At 60.8% G+C, this 15,748-nt stretch carries 12 protein-coding genes and 1 tRNA gene; 6 read left to right on the top strand and 7 right to left on the bottom strand.

Features of this window, described 5'->3' with window-relative positions:
- Positions 1-2: 2 nt before the first annotated feature.
- From DZK26_RS07945 to serA, 3 genes are all read right to left on the bottom strand, one after another.
- On the bottom strand, positions 3-458 hold the full coding sequence (locus DZK26_RS07945; RefSeq protein ID WP_116897640.1) for a cytochrome c: 456 nt from the start codon (positions 456-458) through the stop codon (positions 3-5).
- Positions 459-566: 108 nt separating this feature from the next.
- Positions 567-845 carry a GNAT family N-acetyltransferase gene (locus DZK26_RS07940; protein WP_116897639.1) on the bottom strand — a complete coding sequence of 93 codons (279 nt, stop codon included), beginning with the start codon at positions 843-845 and terminating at the stop codon, positions 567-569.
- A gap of 22 nt (positions 846-867) precedes the next feature.
- Complete coding sequence (gene serA, locus DZK26_RS07935) at positions 868-2,100, bottom strand: phosphoglycerate dehydrogenase (RefSeq protein WP_116897638.1); 1,233 nt, start codon at positions 2,098-2,100, stop codon at positions 868-870.
- Between the two features lie 50 nt (positions 2,101-2,150).
- Here serA and DZK26_RS07930 point away from each other — a divergent pair, with 50 nt between their 5' ends.
- On the top strand, positions 2,151-3,509 hold the full coding sequence (locus DZK26_RS07930; protein ID WP_116897637.1) for an FAD-binding oxidoreductase: 1,359 nt from the start codon (positions 2,151-2,153) through the stop codon (positions 3,507-3,509).
- A gap of 220 nt (positions 3,510-3,729) precedes the next feature.
- Here DZK26_RS07930 and DZK26_RS14180 read toward each other — a convergent pair whose 3' ends face one another.
- Genes DZK26_RS14180 through DZK26_RS07915 form a run of 3 tightly spaced genes read right to left on the bottom strand, consistent with a single transcriptional unit; the run spans position 3,730 to position 7,492 of the window.
- On the bottom strand, positions 3,730-4,461 hold the full coding sequence (locus tag DZK26_RS14180; RefSeq protein WP_147306616.1) for a hypothetical protein: 732 nt from the start codon (positions 4,459-4,461) through the stop codon (positions 3,730-3,732).
- A 24-nt stretch (positions 4,462-4,485) separates the two neighbouring features.
- Positions 4,486-6,336, bottom strand: a complete 1,851-nt coding sequence (locus DZK26_RS07920; protein ID WP_116897635.1) for an alpha/beta fold hydrolase — start codon at positions 6,334-6,336, stop codon at positions 4,486-4,488.
- Between the two features lie 40 nt (positions 6,337-6,376).
- Positions 6,377-7,492, bottom strand: a complete 1,116-nt coding sequence (locus tag DZK26_RS07915) for a choice-of-anchor L domain-containing protein (RefSeq protein ID WP_116897634.1) — start codon at positions 7,490-7,492, stop codon at positions 6,377-6,379.
- Here DZK26_RS07915 and DZK26_RS07910 point away from each other — a divergent pair.
- Together DZK26_RS07910 and DZK26_RS07905 are read left to right on the top strand one after the other, a co-directional pair.
- The gene (locus tag DZK26_RS07910) at positions 7,483-7,938 is read left to right on the top strand and encodes an FAD-linked oxidase C-terminal domain-containing protein (RefSeq protein ID WP_220337069.1); all 456 of its coding nucleotides are present in this window, start codon (positions 7,483-7,485) and stop codon (positions 7,936-7,938) included. The genes DZK26_RS07915 and DZK26_RS07910 overlap by 10 nt on opposite strands.
- 292 nt (positions 7,939-8,230) lie before the next feature.
- Positions 8,231-8,899, top strand: coding sequence for a MarC family protein (locus DZK26_RS07905; protein WP_116897633.1), 669 nt, complete (start codon positions 8,231-8,233; stop codon positions 8,897-8,899).
- 283 nt (positions 8,900-9,182) lie between these two features.
- On the opposite strand, the gene mfd is transcribed toward DZK26_RS07905, so the two are convergent.
- A complete protein-coding gene (gene mfd, locus DZK26_RS07900) occupies positions 9,183-12,605 on the bottom strand; it encodes a transcription-repair coupling factor (protein WP_116897632.1) in 3,423 nt (1,140 codons plus the stop codon).
- A 153-nt stretch (positions 12,606-12,758) separates the two neighbouring features.
- On the opposite strand from mfd, the gene DZK26_RS07895 reads away from it, so the two are divergent.
- The 3 genes from DZK26_RS07895 (at position 12,759) to infC (ending at position 15,675) form a co-directional block, all read left to right on the top strand.
- Positions 12,759-12,835 (top strand) — tRNA-Val (locus DZK26_RS07895).
- Between the two features lie 357 nt (positions 12,836-13,192).
- Positions 13,193-15,115, top strand: a complete 1,923-nt coding sequence (thrS, locus tag DZK26_RS07890) for a threonine--tRNA ligase (RefSeq protein WP_116897631.1) — start codon at positions 13,193-13,195, stop codon at positions 15,113-15,115.
- 38 nt (positions 15,116-15,153) lie between these two features.
- The gene (infC, locus tag DZK26_RS07885; RefSeq protein ID WP_116897630.1) at positions 15,154-15,675 is read left to right on the top strand and encodes a translation initiation factor IF-3; all 522 of its coding nucleotides are present in this window, start codon (positions 15,154-15,156) and stop codon (positions 15,673-15,675) included.
- Positions 15,676-15,748 lie beyond the last annotated feature (73 nt).

Below are 15,748 nucleotides of genomic sequence, written 5' to 3'. Positions count from 1 at the left end.
TCTTATCCCGAAATCGTCGGTGGCCAGTCTTGCGTGTCGATCTCGCTGGTCCAGCGGAAGAAATCGACCAGGGCGTCCAGTTCCTCTTCACTCAGGTGATCGTAGGAGGGCATCTGACGGCGGCCCGGAGCGCCCAGCGGCTGTAGGCGAATCCAGGACTTGATCCCCTGGCGCGCGGCTTCCGGGTTGTCCGCACCGCCGTAGCGCAGCCATACGTTGCCGAGCTCGGGCGCGAAATACGCGCCTTCGCCGAGCAGACTGTGGCAGTTGATGCACGACTCCTTCTCCCACACGTGCTTTCCGAGCTTGACCGACTCGGTCAGCCCTTCGTGATCGGTGGATTCGGTGACGATGTAGTAGTGACTGTGGGCCGTCAGGCCAACAAAAATGATGAAGAAAATGATGGAGCCGCCCAGAAAGATGTTGCGCGCGGCGTTACGGCTGAGACCCTCGATCATTGGACCCTCCTGAAGCCAATGAATGAATGTGATGCTTGATGTGCATCAATTCCATTCTAGGGTCTCGGTGGTTTCTGGCACAAGGAAAACCGCAAAAAAATCTGGACCTTACGTTAGCAGTTCCTGATATTCCGGATGGCGTTCGATCCAGGCAGCCACGTATGGGCAGCGGGCGCGAACCCTGAAGTTCTGGTCGTCGGCCCAGTCGAGTGCATACTTTGTCAGTTGCCCGGCGATGCCGCGTCCGCCGACCGCCTCGGGCACGCCGACATGGTTCATGCTCACCACATCGCCGTCGATGCTGAAGTCGAGCACGCAGGAATGGCCTTCGACGACAGCCTCGAAGCGGCCGGTCTCGCGGTCGAGTTGAATATCCAGGTCGCTCATGCGCAATCTCCTTGATTCGGGGTCAGTAGAGGAAACGGGTGCGGATGGTCGCCGGAATGGCCTCCAGACCGCGGATGATGCGTGTGGCGTCCTCGGTCTCGGCGTCCATCACTACGTAACCGACGTCCGGCAGGGTTTGCAGGTATTGGGCGACGATATTCACGCCGGCTTCGGAAAATACACTGTTGATCGCCTGCAGCACGCCCGGCTCGTTGCGGTGGATGTGCAGGATGCGGCGGGCGGTGGCGTGGTCGGGCAGGGCGACTTCCGGGAAGTTGACCGCGCCCATGGTCGATCCGTTGTCGGAATAACGCACCAGCTTGCCGGCCACATCGAGGGCGATGTTCTCCTGGGCTTCGCGTGTGGAGCCGCCGATATGCGGCGTCAACAGCACGTTGTCCATGCCGCGGAGTTCGCTGACGAATTCTTCGTCCGGCCCGGAGGGCTCGGACGGAAAGACGTCGATGGCTGCACCGGCGAGATGATGCGTTTTGAGAGCCTCGGCCAGGGCCGGGAGGTCGACCACCTTGCCGCGTGAGGCATTGATCAGCCGGCTGCCGGACTGCATGGCCGCCAGTTCGCGCTTGCCGATCATGCCACGCGTCTGCTCGGTATCGGGAACGTGCAGGCTGACGATATCGGCCTGCTCGAGGACCTCGGTCAGCCCCGAGCTCGCCCGCGCATTGCCCAGCGGCAGCTTGTCGACGATGTCGTAAAAAATGACGTTCATGCCCATGCCTTCGGCCAGGATGCCGAGCTGCGAGCCGATATGTCCGAAGCCGACGATTCCCAGGGTCTTGCCGCGCACCTCGTGCGAGCCGCTGGCGGTCTTGAGCCACTGTCCGCGATGAGCAGCCATGTTTTTCTCCGGGATGCCGCGCATCAGCAGAATGACCTCGGCCAGCACCAGCTCGGCCACCGAGCGGGTGTTGGCATACGGCGCGTTGAATACTGGAATGCCGCGCCGGCGGGCAGCGTCGACATCGACCTGGTCGGTGCCGATGCAGAAACAGCCGATGGCGGTGAGTTTGTCGGCCGCGTCGAGCACGTCCTCGGTGATGTGGCTGCGCGAGCGAATACCGAGAAAGTGGACGCCGGCGAGCGCCTCCTTGAGCGCGTCGGGCTCGAGCGCGGATGATTCGACCCGCAGGTTGCCGTAACCGGAATTACGGATACTGTCGACGGCACGGTCGTGAATGCCTTCGAGCAGCAGGAAGTTGATCTTGTCCTTGGGCAGAGAGTGTTTGGCGGCCATGCGTATGATCGATTGCGTGTTTGCAGGCTGAAGGGGTGATAATAACCGTCATGAGCCGCTTTGACCCGATTGAATCGCTGACCGATGCCGAATCCCTGACGCACTATGGCGGGGACTGGACGCGTTTCTGGCCCGCCCGGCCCGAGGCGGTGGTGTTCCCGCGAAGCACAGATGAAGTCGTTGAGCTGGTTCGCCTGGCCCGCCGCGACGGGCTGAAGCTGGTGCCCAGCGGCGGCCGCACCGGTCTGTCCGGCGGTGCCGTGGCCAGCGACGGCGAAGTTGTCGTCTCGCTGGAGAAGATGCGCGAGGTTCTTGAGCTCGACCCGACCGAGCCCAGTCTGCGCGCTCAGGCCGGCCTGCCGGTGGGAGAGCTGCAGCGCCGCGCCGCCGATGCCGGCTTTTACTATCCGGTCGACTGGGCGGCGGCCGATTCCAGTCAGCTCGGCGGCTCCATCGCCACCAACGCCGGCGGCATCCGGGTGCTTCGCTACGGCATGACGCGCGACTGGGTGCAGGGCCTGACCGTGGTCACCGGCACCGGCGAGGTGCTGGAGCTCAATCGCGGCCTGGTCAAGAACAACACCGGCCTCGACCTGCGCCACCTGATGATCGGCTCCGAAGGCGTGCTCGGCCTCATCACCGAGGCCACCATGGCGCTGACCAAGCCCCCGCCGGAGCAGTCGGTGCTGCTGGTCGGTTTTACCGGCCGGTCGTCGATCATGCCGGTTTTTGCCGAACTGCGTGCCGGTCTGACGCTGTCGGCCTTCGAGTTCTTCGACCGGCGCTCGATCGACCATGTCATGGCCGCGACCGGAGAAACCTTCCCGCTCGACGGCGAGTGCCCGTACTACGCGGTGGTGGAATTCGACGATCCCGGGCAGGCGAGCCAGGAAAAAGCGCTGGCCCTGTTCGAAAGCCTGGCCGAAGCCGGTCACGTGGCCGACGGCACCATCAGCCAGTCGCTCACCCAGGCCGAGGAACTCTGGCGCTGGCGCGAGGCGATCAGCGAAGCGATCAGCCCGCGCACACCCTACAAGAACGACTTATCCGTGCGCGTCTCGCGCGTGCCGAAATTCCTGGAATCACTGGACCGGCTGGTTGCCGAGCACTATCCCGAGTTCGAGGTGGTGTGGTTCGGCCACATCGGCGACGGCAACCTGCATATGAACGTGTTGCGGCCCGAGACTTGGTCTATCGAGGATTTCCACGCCGCCGGAAAGAAACTCAGCCCGCGCGTGTTCGAGTTGGTCCGGAAGTTCGAGGGTAGCGTGTCGGCCGAACACGGTGTGGGCCTGCTCAAGCGCGACGACCTACACTACACCCGCTCGAAGGCCGAAATCGATCTGATGCGCCAGATCAAGCATGCCTTCGATCCGGACGACATTCTGAATCCCGGGAAAGTCTTCTAAAAGCAACAACCGCGAAGACGCAAAGAACGCGAAGCGATTACGATAAGAGAAGAAACGATAAACCACGGAAATCACCGAATACACGGAATGAATTGAGGAACAATTTTCTCTTTCTGTGATCTTCAGTGTATTCTGTGGTTTCTTTGTTTTTGATTGTCTTTGCGCTCATTGCGTCTTTGTGGTTAAAGCTTTTGAAGTTCAAGCTGCCGCGCCGCATTGACTACATGTATTCATGCAGAAACTTTCCCGTGCACGGGAAACCCTGCAAGGTCAATAGCTGATGCGGCCGCCATTCGACAGCTTTCATTTTCTCCAGGTCATCTTCGCCGGCGAAGTTCGGCAGGTTTTCAATGGCGGCAAAAAATTCCCGCGAGTACAGCAGGCAATAGGTTCCACTCGGGGGGATGTCGTGTTTGCGGAGCAGGTCTTTGATGTCTGTTTCGGTGAAGCCGGCCAGTTCGAACATTGCCTGGTGTTCAACACTACCACCGGCATAGCCACGATCTCCACGTCTTGCTAGCTGTTCGCACGACTCCTGGTTCAGGTCATGGCCGGAATCAAATAATGTGCTCACCGAAACCACATGTTCACACAGATCAGGACGTTCAAGGATAGCAGCGACATACCTGAAACAGGTTGAACGGAGATAGGATGCTTGTCTGCCCGATGAGGCGATTACGCCGACCGTAATGCTCTCGTTTGATATTAAATAACAAGGCTTCTCGGACCAAAGTTCTGTTGCAAGATGTAGGTACTCATACTCTAAAGGTTGTGGCTCTTTGCCGAAAAATACTCGCTCATCCGGGTCGCCTGCCAGACCACAACCGATGATGAACGATGTTAACCACACCGCGGCCATCAAGGCCAACACTCGAGTGAAACTGGAAGAGGAAATGCAACAATGGCGAGCACGAGCTTGCTGTCTAGGCTCGGAACGGGATATGCCGAACATTCGCTCGTGCTCCTGGTAAATACGTCAAGGACGTTGATCGTGCGGAACCACAACCTTGGCAGTTCCCGCGCTCGTTACATTTCCACTTGAACAGCCGACTTCGATCGTGTATCTGCGCCCTTTCTCGGTTCCCAGCCGGCTGGCCCGCAACTCAAGCGTCAAATCACCGGTGATCGCAATATCTGAGGCAGGGTTCCCTTCATTAGCGGAAACATCAGCTACGGCACAGCCATTGACCGGACTTCCATTGGCGGTGACTGTCAGGTCCACGGGAACCATGCGGTTGGTCGGCGGCCACAGTTCCTCGGGGTTGGCGTCCACATCGACTATCTCCGGTAATGGTGGATCACGCTCCAGAACGCGTACTGAAATGCTGTCCTGAAACGGACCGTTTTGCGCGATCACCGTGGTGAACCCTTCTTCGATCGGCGTGATCTGTCCATCCTCTGATATCGTCGCTACGGAAGGGTTGGAGGATGCGTATACGGTTCCGGTTGAGGAGTCGCTGATATCTCGGTTTATGTCATCGGCATATATGCCGGAAACTGAAATCCGGCGCTGGTTTTCGAACGGGAAGATCGTTGGGTCCGGCGTGGTGATTTCGATTTCCATCAATTCGGCAGGAGCTTCGACCAATGAGGTAATGGCTTCCGAAGCGGCGAAGCCGCCGAGATCGTCGGTTGCGAATGCGGTCATTTCCAGCTCGCCGACGAACTCGAGTGGAATCGTGAATTCAGCGGAGAAAGGGGCTGTGTCCATTCCCTGAGAGTGTACTTCGGTGACCAACAGCACGCGTTGGCTCTCAAAATCAGCGGGTTCATAGACCGTTACAGTGAAGCTTTCACCGGCAACAAATTCAGCTCCGTCCGCTGGGGTGAGAAATTTGATCAAGGGTAATTCGGGCTCGTCATCCGTTGTGGAAATGCCTGAATGTGGATTTGGCGATGCTGTCTGCATGGCGGACGGCGAAGGAAAGTGCCCGTACAACAATCCGTCGGTTTGTGCGTTGAGCAGGCTGACGCCACTTGTCGTCAATATCCGGTCGGAATAGCTTTCACTCTTGGTGGCGTTCCAGTGCAGGCTGTCCGGAAACCCTTCGAATATGCTGGTTGCGCCGGGTGGGATGCCGCCAATTTGGCTGTCGCGTCCAACAACCAGATCATGTTCCGGGGTGTCGAATAAATCCGACGGACGCAGGCCGAAAAACCAGAGCAGGGGACCGGTCGGTCCGGCTATGGAGCCATCGACAATCGGATCAGTAATGAACTTGCCACCAACTCCCACCATCGCGTGAGAAGGTATCGATGTTGCAAGGAGGGAATTGATTGCGTTGCTGCCAACCGCGAGATCGTCGATTGCGCCGTCGGAAATAGGTTTGCCCAATGAGTCGAAAACCCTCCTTGTGATAAATCGTACAAGCAAATCAGGATTGTCTCGGAGCGCCAGGAGCGCATTGGCCCAGGGAGAGCCAAAGTGCGGTGTGTTCAGGGTGATCAGCCGATTGATCAAAGTGGGTCGGGTGGCCTCGTATACCCGACCGAGGATGCCGCCCATACTGTGGCCGATCACGTCGGCCTGCCGCATGGCCAGACCCTCACCCCTCAGGTCGGTACAGACCTGGGCGAGCCAAGTGTCAAACATCAGGCGATTGGTTTCGAAATGAGCTGCATTTGTTCCAATGTAATTGGCACGGCGAAATGTTATCGCGCCACTCTCCAGCACAAACGGGTGCGCGAGCAGCGGGGTTTCACTCCAGGCATCTCCGGGGTTAGACCATAGTCCATGTGCGAAAACCACACCCGGTCTCTTTAGCTTTGGCCGCAAAAAGGTCTCAAACGCCGGGTAAGCTCCATCGGGAATGTATTCAGCGCGCACGGTTACGAGCCGCTCGGACGATCCTTCGTCTCCGCCGCGGTTAAAATCTTCCGGGACAAGGTAAAAGAGTCTGGCCTAGTCCATTGACAACGCTAACCTCGATCTCATCCAGGCGGTCCTCGCTGTCAAAGGACTCAATGAACCCGCCATCCTCGGGTGCGCTGGAGCCAGATAGCGAGTACTTGACGTGTCCGGGGCCAGGTGTTTGCACAGTGAACAACAGACGGGTGGCTCCATCGGCAACTGCTCCGTCGACCGGCACGGGCGCCGGGGGCGAAACACAGTTGACGAGAACGTCACCTGGATCGGTTTGTGCTGGCGATATGCTTTTTCTCCGCGGCGCCATGTGTATGGAAGCCGCGTCCGCAGAGATGTCATCGAGAATCACTGCAGAATCCATCAAGTCGTCGCCTTGATCGCGAACCCGAAATTCCAGCGTGATGGGGCCATCGTGCCGGAGAGCCTCACGTACGGTAATCCAATCAGTCATGCCGGATGCGGGCAAACCGTTCCCGAATTCCGTATTGAACTGCCGGGGGTCGGCTGCGAACAGGTCAAATCCGGATCCTTCGGCCGTTGATGCAGAGACCGGATATACGCGGTTGTCTTGGGCAGTGATGCCGACAATTTCCCTGGAACCACCGGAATCGGACAGTGTTGCAGTGAATTGGTCGTTGTAACCGGATTCAGAAAATGCGGGATACTCGGCGGTCATGAATCGAAAACGAAAAGCCACGTGAGTCGCGCTGGCCGGCGGTTCGAGCTCAATGGTTATCGTGGTTTCATCGGACCCAGATAAGTCAGCGCCTGGAGCAGCTTCTGGAGTGCCGGCAATGCCAGTGCTCAGCACTACGAATGTGTTTCCCTCGCGTGGCTGAATAACGCCCAGTTCATCGAACGCCCTAGCCGAGGCCTGAGATCCGTTCGTCCATGCAGCAATAACTTGCTCGGCGGGAACGTCCAAAGCCTCAATGAGAGATGCCGGGTCAATCCTCGGACTCGTCGCAAGAGCTTCGGAGGCTTGGTAAGCTCTACTCTCCGCGATTCCGCGACGTTCTTCCAGCGCGGCTTGCGGCACAGAGCTGGCGTGAACGACTGCGGTGAAGAAAAATGAAAATAACAGGATGATCAAAGGAAAGGGCTGAGATATGCTCATGCTCTGTCTCCCCAGAAATTCGCACAACGCCTAGCCGGCGTTTACCGGCGGGCAACATATCCCTTCCCCGGCACACACTTCGTGCCGCTGATCGCCGAGGCTACTGTCTGAGGCTGAAGAATTCAAGTCTAGGTTTTAGGTGGATATTCAAAGTCGTATGGTTCGGCCATATCGGCGACGGCAACCTGCACATGAACGTGTTGCGGCCCGAGACTTGGTCGATCGAGGACTTCCACGCGGCCGGAAAAAAGCTCAGCCCCCGCGTGTTCGAGCTGGTCCGACAGTTCGAGGGCAGCGTCTCGGCCGAACACGGTGTGGGCCTGCTCAAGCGCGACGACCTGCGCTACACCCGCTCGAAAGCCGAGATCGAACTGATGCGCCTCAAGGCCGCGTTCGACCCCGATGGCATACAATCCTGGGAAGCTGTTTGCGGAGTAATCAATTGATTTGGAACCGCAGATGAACGCAGATGGACGCAGATAATGAATGAAGAACTTGTATCCGCTTGGGACGCACGTGGCTCTGCCCAAGCGAAGGGTCGTACGTATGGGCGCGAGCGAATCTGCGTTTATCCGCGTTCATCTGCGGTTCCAATACCCATCGCAGCGACGCCTATCGGTAGCGTGCCAGGAACACCGCGTTGCTCCCTGACCTCTGACTTCTGGCCTCTCCGGCAGGCGATTCCATCCTCCATGCTATCGTTCACTGGAATCCGAAACGTTTTCCAGCTCGGTATCTATGGCATCCATCATCGAGTATTTCCTGATCGCGATCGTCGGCATGTTCGTGATCGTCAATCCACTGACCACGGCCTTTGCCTTTGCGTCACTGACGGCCGACAGCGACGACGAGGAGCAGGAAGCGATTGCACGCCGGGCGGTGATCGCCTCGACGGCGATGCTTTTCGTCTTTGCGCTGATGGGCTCGCTGATCTTCCAGCTGTTCGGCATCACGCTGGCGGCCTTTCGTATCGCCGGCGGGATGATCCTGTTCGGCATCGCCATGAACATGCTCAACAAGAGCGAAGCGCCCGACCATGCCAAGTCCGAAGCGCGGCCTTCGCGCGCCCTGCTGGCCCAGGACGTCGCTATCGTGCCGCTGTCCATTCCCTTCATCAGCGGCCCCGGCGCCATCGCCACCGCCATGATCCTCACCAGTGAGGCGCCGGGGTTCTGGTACTCCATCGTGGTGCTGTTCGCCATCGCCGTGACCACCGTCTCGTGCTACTTCACGATGGTTTATTCCAACGTCGTAATTCGCTGGCTGGGCAACAGCGGGCGACGCATCCTGACCAAGGTGTTCGGCCTGATCCTTGCGGTGATCGCGGTCCAGTTTGTCCTCAACGGTGTCGGTGAAGCGGTCACCAACTACCTCGCCGGACTCGAGGGCGCTGCCGGCGCCGGCTGAATGACAGAGCACATCATCCCGAACCCCGGTCAGGTCGTTGATGGTTGGATGAACTAACCGCGAAGACGCAAAGAACGCGAAGAAATGCGAAGAAATGCGAAAGAAGAAAATCTTGTAACCACGGAAATCACGGAATACACGGAAACCAGGAACCAAAAAAATCGTGACAGCATCACGGCAATAGAGCTTAAAGTCTTTTTTCCGTGCCCTTCCGTGTCTTCCGTGGTTCCATGTTCTTTTCCCTTCGCGCTCTTCGCGTCTTAGCGGTTAACGCTTTTCAGGCTCAGGCCGCCGCCCGTTCCTTCGGCGCCAGGCGCTCGAGCAGTTCCTCGGCCATGTGAAAGCGATCCTCGACTTCCTCGAACTCGCCCTTGATGCGCAGCTTGTCGTTGTCGGGCAGTTCGAAGGTATGGGACTCCTTCTGGATCATCTTGAGCAACTCGCCCATGTCGATGTCCGGCTTGGCCTTGAACTCGACCCGGCCGCCGGCGGGGCCGACTTCCAGGCGCTTGATGCCCAGTTTCTTGGCGCGCAGTCTCAGTTCGGCCGTGGCGAACAGGTTCTTGACCTCTTGCGGCAGCAGGCCGAAGCGGTCGATCATCTCGACCTGCAGGTCGTTGAGCTTCTTATCGGTGTCGGCCTGGCTGACTCGTTTGTAGAGCACCAGGCGCTGGTGCACGTCGGGCAGGTAGCTGTCCGGGATCATCGCCGTGATGTGCATGTCGACCTCGCTGGTGATCGACATCGGTTCGTCCAGGTCGGGCTCCTCGCCGTTCTTGAGTGCCTCGACGGCGCGGTTGAGCAGGTCGGAGTAGAGCGCGAAACCGATCGCCTCGATTTGGCCGGACTGGTCTTCGCCCAGCAGTTCGCCGGCGCCCCGGATCTCGAGGTCGTGGCTGGCCAGGGTGAAGCCCGCACCCAGGTCTTCCAGCGACTGGATGGCCTCGAGGCGCTTCTTGGCATCGCGCGTGAGCGTCTTCCACGGCGGGGTGATCAGATAGGCATAGGCCAGATGATGCGAGCGGCCGACCCGGCCGCGCAGCTGGTGGAGCTGCGCCAGGCCGAACTTGTCGGCGCGGTTGATGATGATCGTATTGGCCGTGGGCACGTCGATGCCGTTTTCGATGATGCTCGAGCACACCAGCAGGTTGATGCGGCGGGCATAGAAGTCGCGCATGGTCTTTTCCATCTCGCCCGGCGGCATCTGGCCGTGGGCCATGCCGATGCGGGCGTTGGGAAACAGCTCCTCGAGCTCGGCGACCTGCCGCGGCATGGTGCGCACCTCGTTGTGCAGGAAGTAGACCTGCCCCCCGCGCTGGAATTCGCGCGAGACGGCGTCGCGGATGGTGGGTGTGTCCCACTCGGATACGAAGGTGCGAACCGCCAGGCGCTTGGCCGGCGGTGTGGCGATGATCGACAGCTCGCGCAGGCCGGCCATTGACATGTTCAGTGTCCGTGGAATGGGTGTGGCGGTGAGCGTGAGCAGGTCGACTTCGGCACGCAGGGCCTTGAGCCGCTCCTTCTGGCGCACGCCGAAGCGCTGCTCCTCGTCGATAACGACCAGGCCGAGATCGCGGAACTTGATGTCCTTCTGAAGCAGGCGATGGGTACCGATGACGATATCCACGGTGCCGTCTTCCAGGCCAGCGACCGTCTTTGCCGCAGAACCACCCGAGCGCGACAGCAGGCGCACGTTGACGGGCCAGTCGGCGAAGCGATCGGCGAAATTGCGGTAGTGCTGTTCAGCCAGCAGGGTGGTGGGGGCGAGCATGGCCACCTGGCGGCCGGAATTCGCGACGACAAAGGCGGCGCGCAGCGCCACCTCGGTCTTGCCGAAGCCGACGTCGCCGCACACCACCCGGTCCATGGGCTCGCTGGAAGCCAGGTCGGCCAGGACGCCGTCGATGGCCGTCTGCTGGTCCTCGGTCTCCTCGTACTCGAAGCCAGCCGCGAAGCGGGCGTAGAGGCCGCGGTCAATCTCGAAACTCTGGCCCTGCCGAGCGGCACGGCGGGCCTGGAGGTTGAGCAGCTCCGCGGCGGCATCACGCACCTTCTCGGCCGCCTTGCGTCGGGTCCGTGCCCAGCGGTCGGAACCGAGCTTGTGCAGCTCGACGGCTTCGGGGTCCGCCCCGGTATAGCGGCTGACCAGGTGCAGGTCGGTCACCGGCACGTAGAGCTTGTCGCCGCCGGCGTACTCGAGGCAAAGGTATTCGGCCGTTGTTTCCCCGGCGTCGAGCACTTCCAGGCCCAGGTAGCGACCGATGCCATGTTCGAGATGGACCACCAGAGCGCCGGGCTGCAGATCGGCCAGGCTCTTGATCATGGTTTCCGGGTCCTGGCCGCTGCGGCGTTCGCGACGCACGGTGCGGGTATGGCCCGGGAATAGCTCGCTTTCGGTCAGTACGGTAATGGCGCGATCGCCCAGGCGGCAGCCGCCCGATACGGGCATTTCCACCACGGCCAGCGGATCCTCGCCGCTGACGAAGGCCGACCAAGAATCCAGCAGTTTCGGGCGCAGTCCGCCGGCGCGCAGCGCATCGCGGATCAGCTCGCGCCGGCCGGCGGTGTCGGCGGCGATCAGTACGCGGTCGCTCATTTCGCGCAGCTTGCGGGCGGTTTCCTCGGCCTTCTCGTCCAGGTCCAGGCCGGGCGCGGGCGCGACCACGTCGGTGGCGGGTTTGCGCCGGGTCACCTTCACGGCGGCATCGTCGTCCATGGTCCGGACCAGGTCGGCGGCCGGCACGAACAGTTCATCCGGGTCGAGGACCGGCCGTTCGATATCGCCGCCGCGCTGCTCGTGACGATGCTCGACTTCACGCCAGTAGTCTCTGGCTGCCTCTTCCACGCCGGGCAGCAACACCAGCCGGTGCGGATTCGGCAGATAGTCGGTCAGGCTCGACGTGGTTTCGAAAAACAGCGGCAGGTACTGCTCCAGGCCCTGGCCGTGATGGCCTTCGCCCACGTCCTGGTAGGGCAGTGCACGCCTGAGGTCGACATCGAAGCGATTGCGAAAGGCGCGCCGGAAGAACTGCCGGCTGTCCTCGTCGAAGGGGTACTCGCGCGCCGGCAGCATGTCGATACGCTCGAGCCTGCCGGTGGATCGCTGGCTTTCGGCGTCGAAAGTTCGGATCGATTCGATCTCGTCGTCGAACAACTCCAGGCGATAGGGCTCCGGCCGGCCCATGGGCCACAGATCCATGACCGCGCCACGCACGGCGAACTGGCCGGGCTGCCAGACCTGTTCGGCGACTTCGTAGCCGGCCGCGTGCAGCCGCCCCCGGAAGCGTTCGGTATCGAGCCGCTCGCCGACGGCCAGGTTGAGGCTCTGGCCCTGCACCCAGGCCACCGGCGGGAGATGCTGCATCAGCGCGGTGATCGGCGCGATCACCACGCCAGCCTCCATGCCCGGCAGTCGCGACAGCAGGTCCAGGCGACGCGAGATCAGGTCGGGATGCGGCGAATAGAGATCGTAGGGCAGGATCTCCCAGTCCGGAAAGAGTTCCGCATCGGCCGCGCCGAGGTGATTGATGTCGTCGCGCAGGTTGCGGGCGGCATAACCGTCGGGGACAGCCACCAGCACGGGGCCGCCCTTGCGTCCCGCGTAAGTCGAGACGGCCAGCGCCAGGGGCAGGCCCTCGAGCAGCGGCCAGTCGACGCGGCCGTCGCCGTCTCGGGGCGGATTGAATACGGAAAAGCGCTCGGACATCGGTGCTGGTGGCTTCCTAAACCGCACATTTTAGCAAGCAGGAGGGGTACGTCCGGGTGAACCCGGCATGCGTGGCCGGTGGATTGCGAAAATCGGTGCATTGCGCTTGTCGATTTCCCGTTCTTCCGGTAGACTTTCCGGCTTGATTCGGAAGGGCGATTAGCTCAGTTGGTTAGAGCGCTGTCTTGACATGGCAGAGGTCGCTGGTTCAAATCCAGCATCGCCCACCACCTGAATCTGCCCCAGCACTACTGAGAACGCCCGCATCGGCGCCGGGCGGTGCTCGAAATCCTCATGTACATTTGAGTACACTCCGGTTCCTGCGCTCCGTCCGTCACCGATGCGGACGCTCTCAGCAGCACTGGAACAGATCCAGGAACCTAGCAGGGGTGGGTGGCCGTGCTAGGAACGAATTATTTGCCTGCATTTTGGCAACCAGCTCAGGCCCAATGCGGGATCGCCTGCTGAAGGCCTCGCCACCGCGTCGAACTGAAGCAGGCCATCCCGTATCGGGCCGCGATCGGAGCCTTCAATTTTTCGGAATTTGCCCCAATCTCGGGGGCTGACAGGCGGTAGAATTCGCAACCATGGTTCAGATAACGCTTCCAGACGGTAGCCGGAAGGTTTTCGATCATCCGGTGACGGTACACGAGGTGGCCGAGTCGATCGGTCCGGGCCTGGCCAAGGCGGCGCTTGCCGGTGAGGTCGAGGGTCGGCTGGTGGATACCAGCTACAAGATCGATCAGGATGCCGAATTGCGCATCATAACGGCGCGCGACGAGGAGGGGGTCGAGCTCATTCGACACTCCACCGCGCACCTGATGGCGCAGGCGGTCAAGCGCCTGTTTCCCGAAACCCAGGTCACGATCGGTCCGGTGATCGACGACGGCTTCTATTACGACTTCGCGCGCGAGGAGCCTTTCCGTCCCGAGGATCTCGAGAAGATCGAACAGGAAATGGCGAAGATCGTGGCCGAGGACATCGCCGTGGAGCGCTCGGTCATGGAACGCGACGAGGCGGTCGAGTTTTTCCGCGACCAGGGCGAGGAGTACAAGGCGAAGATCATCGAGGATATCCCAGCCGACGAGACGCTCTCGCTCTACCGCCAGGGTGATTTCATCGATCTGTGCCGTGGCCCGCACGTACCCTCGACCGGCAAGCTGGGCGCTTTCAAGCTGACCAAGCTGGCCGGCGCCTACTGGCGCGGCGATTCCGACAACGAGATGCTGCAGCGAATCTACGGCACGGCCTGGCCGGACAAGAAACAGCTCAAGGCCCATCTCAAGCGCCTGGAAGAGGCCGAGAAGCGCGATCATCGCAAGCTCGGCGCGCGGTTGGATCTCTATCACATCCAGCCCGAGGCCCCGGGCATGGTGTTCTGGCACGATCGCGGCTGGCGCATCTACCTGGCATTGCAGGACTACATCCGCGCCCGGCTGCGCGAGGCCGACTACCAGGAAATCCACACCCCGTCGATCGTAGACCGCAGCCTGTGGGAGAAGTCCGGGCACTGGGAGAACTTCGGTGATGACATGTTCATCACCTCCTCGGAGGATCGGGTCTACGCCGTCAAACCGATGAACTGCCCCTGCCACGTGCAGGTGTTCAACCAGGGCCTGAAGAGCTACCGCGACCTGCCGCTGCGCATGGCCGAATTCGGCTCCTGCCACCGCAACGAGCCCTCGGGCGCGCTGCACGGGCTGATGCGGGTACGCAACTTCGTCCAGGACGACGCCCACATCTTCTGTACCGAAGACCAGATTCGCGACGAGGTGCTGGCCTTCAACAAGCTGGTCTTCGACGTCTACAACGACTTCGGCTTCACCGACGTGGTGGTCAAGCTTTCGACCCGGCCGGAAAAGCGCGTCGGCGCTGACGAAGTCTGGGACAAGGCTGAAAAGGCCCTTGCCGAGGCGCTCGATGCCGCCGGCATCGAATATGAGCTTCAGCCGGGTGAGGGCGCCTTCTACGGGCCCAAGATCGAGTTCTCCCTGACCGACTGCATCGGCCGCGTGTGGCAGTGCGGCACCATGCAGGTCGATTTCTCCATGCCCGGCCGCCTGGGCGCGGAATACGTCGACGAGGACGGGGAGCGCCGCGTGCCGGTGATGCTGCACCGCGCCATCCTGGGCTCGATCGAGCGCTTCATCGGCGTGTTGATCGAACACTATGCCGGTGAGTTGCCGTTGTGGCTCGCGCCCGTGCAGGCGGTGGTGATGAACATCACCGACGCCCAGGCCGACTATGTGCGCGAGCTGACCAAGACCCTGAATCAGCAGGGTTTTCGGGTCGAATCGGACTTGCGCAACGAGAAGATTGGCTATAAAATTCGCGGCCGCACGCTCGAGAAGATCCCGTATCTGTTGGTGGTGGGTGATCGTGAGGTCGAGAATCGCCAGGTGGCGGTGCGTCTGCGCGACGGCACCGACCTGGGCGCCATGTCGATCGACGATCTGATCAAGCGCCTGTCCACGGAGGTGGCGCAGCGCGGCCCGATCACCGATAATTGACGGTTCACTTGAACTGAACGCAGAAAGGAGCAGCACACATCGCAACAGATAAGAAGACCCGACGCAACGAGGACATCACGGCGCGCGAAGTGCGCGTAGTAGGTTCCGAAGGCGATCAGATCGGGGTGATGGCGATCAGGGATGCGCTGGCCCGTGCCGGGGAAGAAGGCATGGATCTGGTGGAAATCGCGCCGCAGGCCGAGCCACCCGTCTGCCGCATCATGGACTGGGGCAAGTACCGTTTCGAGCAGTCCAAGAAAGCGCAGGCAGCACGCAAGAAGCAGAAACAGGTTCAGATCAAGGAAGTGAAGTTCCGCCCCGGAACCGATGACCACGACTACGACGTCAAGATGCGCAACCTGCGCCGGTTCATCGAAGAGGGCGACAAGGTCAAGGTGACCCTTCGCTTCCGTGGTCGCGAAATGGCCCACCAGGAGCTCGGTCTCGAGATCCTCCAGCGGGTCGAAAAGGACATGGCCGAAGAAACGGTCGTGGAGCAGCGCCCGCGTATGGAAGGCCGGCAGATGGTCATGATGCTGTCGCCGAAGAAGACTTCCTGACGCGGACGCTGAACGAACCGGCAGCACAAGCTGTCGGATACAACTAGCTGGAATGCAGCTCGCAAGCGTTGCC

Source organism: Wenzhouxiangella sp. 15190, assembly GCF_003417465.1.
Classification (GTDB): Bacteria; Pseudomonadota; Gammaproteobacteria; order Xanthomonadales; family Wenzhouxiangellaceae; genus Wenzhouxiangella.
This window is presented reverse-complemented; position numbering and strand designations above follow the sequence as displayed.

Bases quoted from the DNA above. Each gene is read 5' to 3' on its own strand.
- serA (WP_116897638.1), bottom strand. From the start codon at position 2,100: ATGGCCGCCAAACACTCTCTGCCCAAGGACAAGATCAACTTCCTGCTG.
- DZK26_RS07905 (WP_116897633.1), top strand. From the start codon at position 8,231: ATGGCATCCATCATCGAGTATTTCCTGATCGCGATCGTCGGCATGTTC.
- mfd (WP_116897632.1), bottom strand. From the start codon at position 12,605: ATGTCCGAGCGCTTTTCCGTATTCAATCCGCCCCGAGACGGCGACGGC.
- DZK26_RS14180 (WP_147306616.1), bottom strand. From the start codon at position 4,461: ATGTTCGGCATATCCCGTTCCGAGCCTAGACAGCAAGCTCGTGCTCGC.
- DZK26_RS07945 (WP_116897640.1), bottom strand. From the start codon at position 458: ATGATCGAGGGTCTCAGCCGTAACGCCGCGCGCAACATCTTTCTGGGC.
- DZK26_RS07915 (WP_116897634.1), bottom strand. From the start codon at position 7,492: ATGAGCATATCTCAGCCCTTTCCTTTGATCATCCTGTTATTTTCATTT.
- DZK26_RS07930 (WP_116897637.1), top strand. From the start codon at position 2,151: ATGAGCCGCTTTGACCCGATTGAATCGCTGACCGATGCCGAATCCCTG.
- thrS (WP_116897631.1), top strand. From the start codon at position 13,193: ATGGTTCAGATAACGCTTCCAGACGGTAGCCGGAAGGTTTTCGATCAT.
- DZK26_RS07940 (WP_116897639.1), bottom strand. From the start codon at position 845: ATGAGCGACCTGGATATTCAACTCGACCGCGAGACCGGCCGCTTCGAG.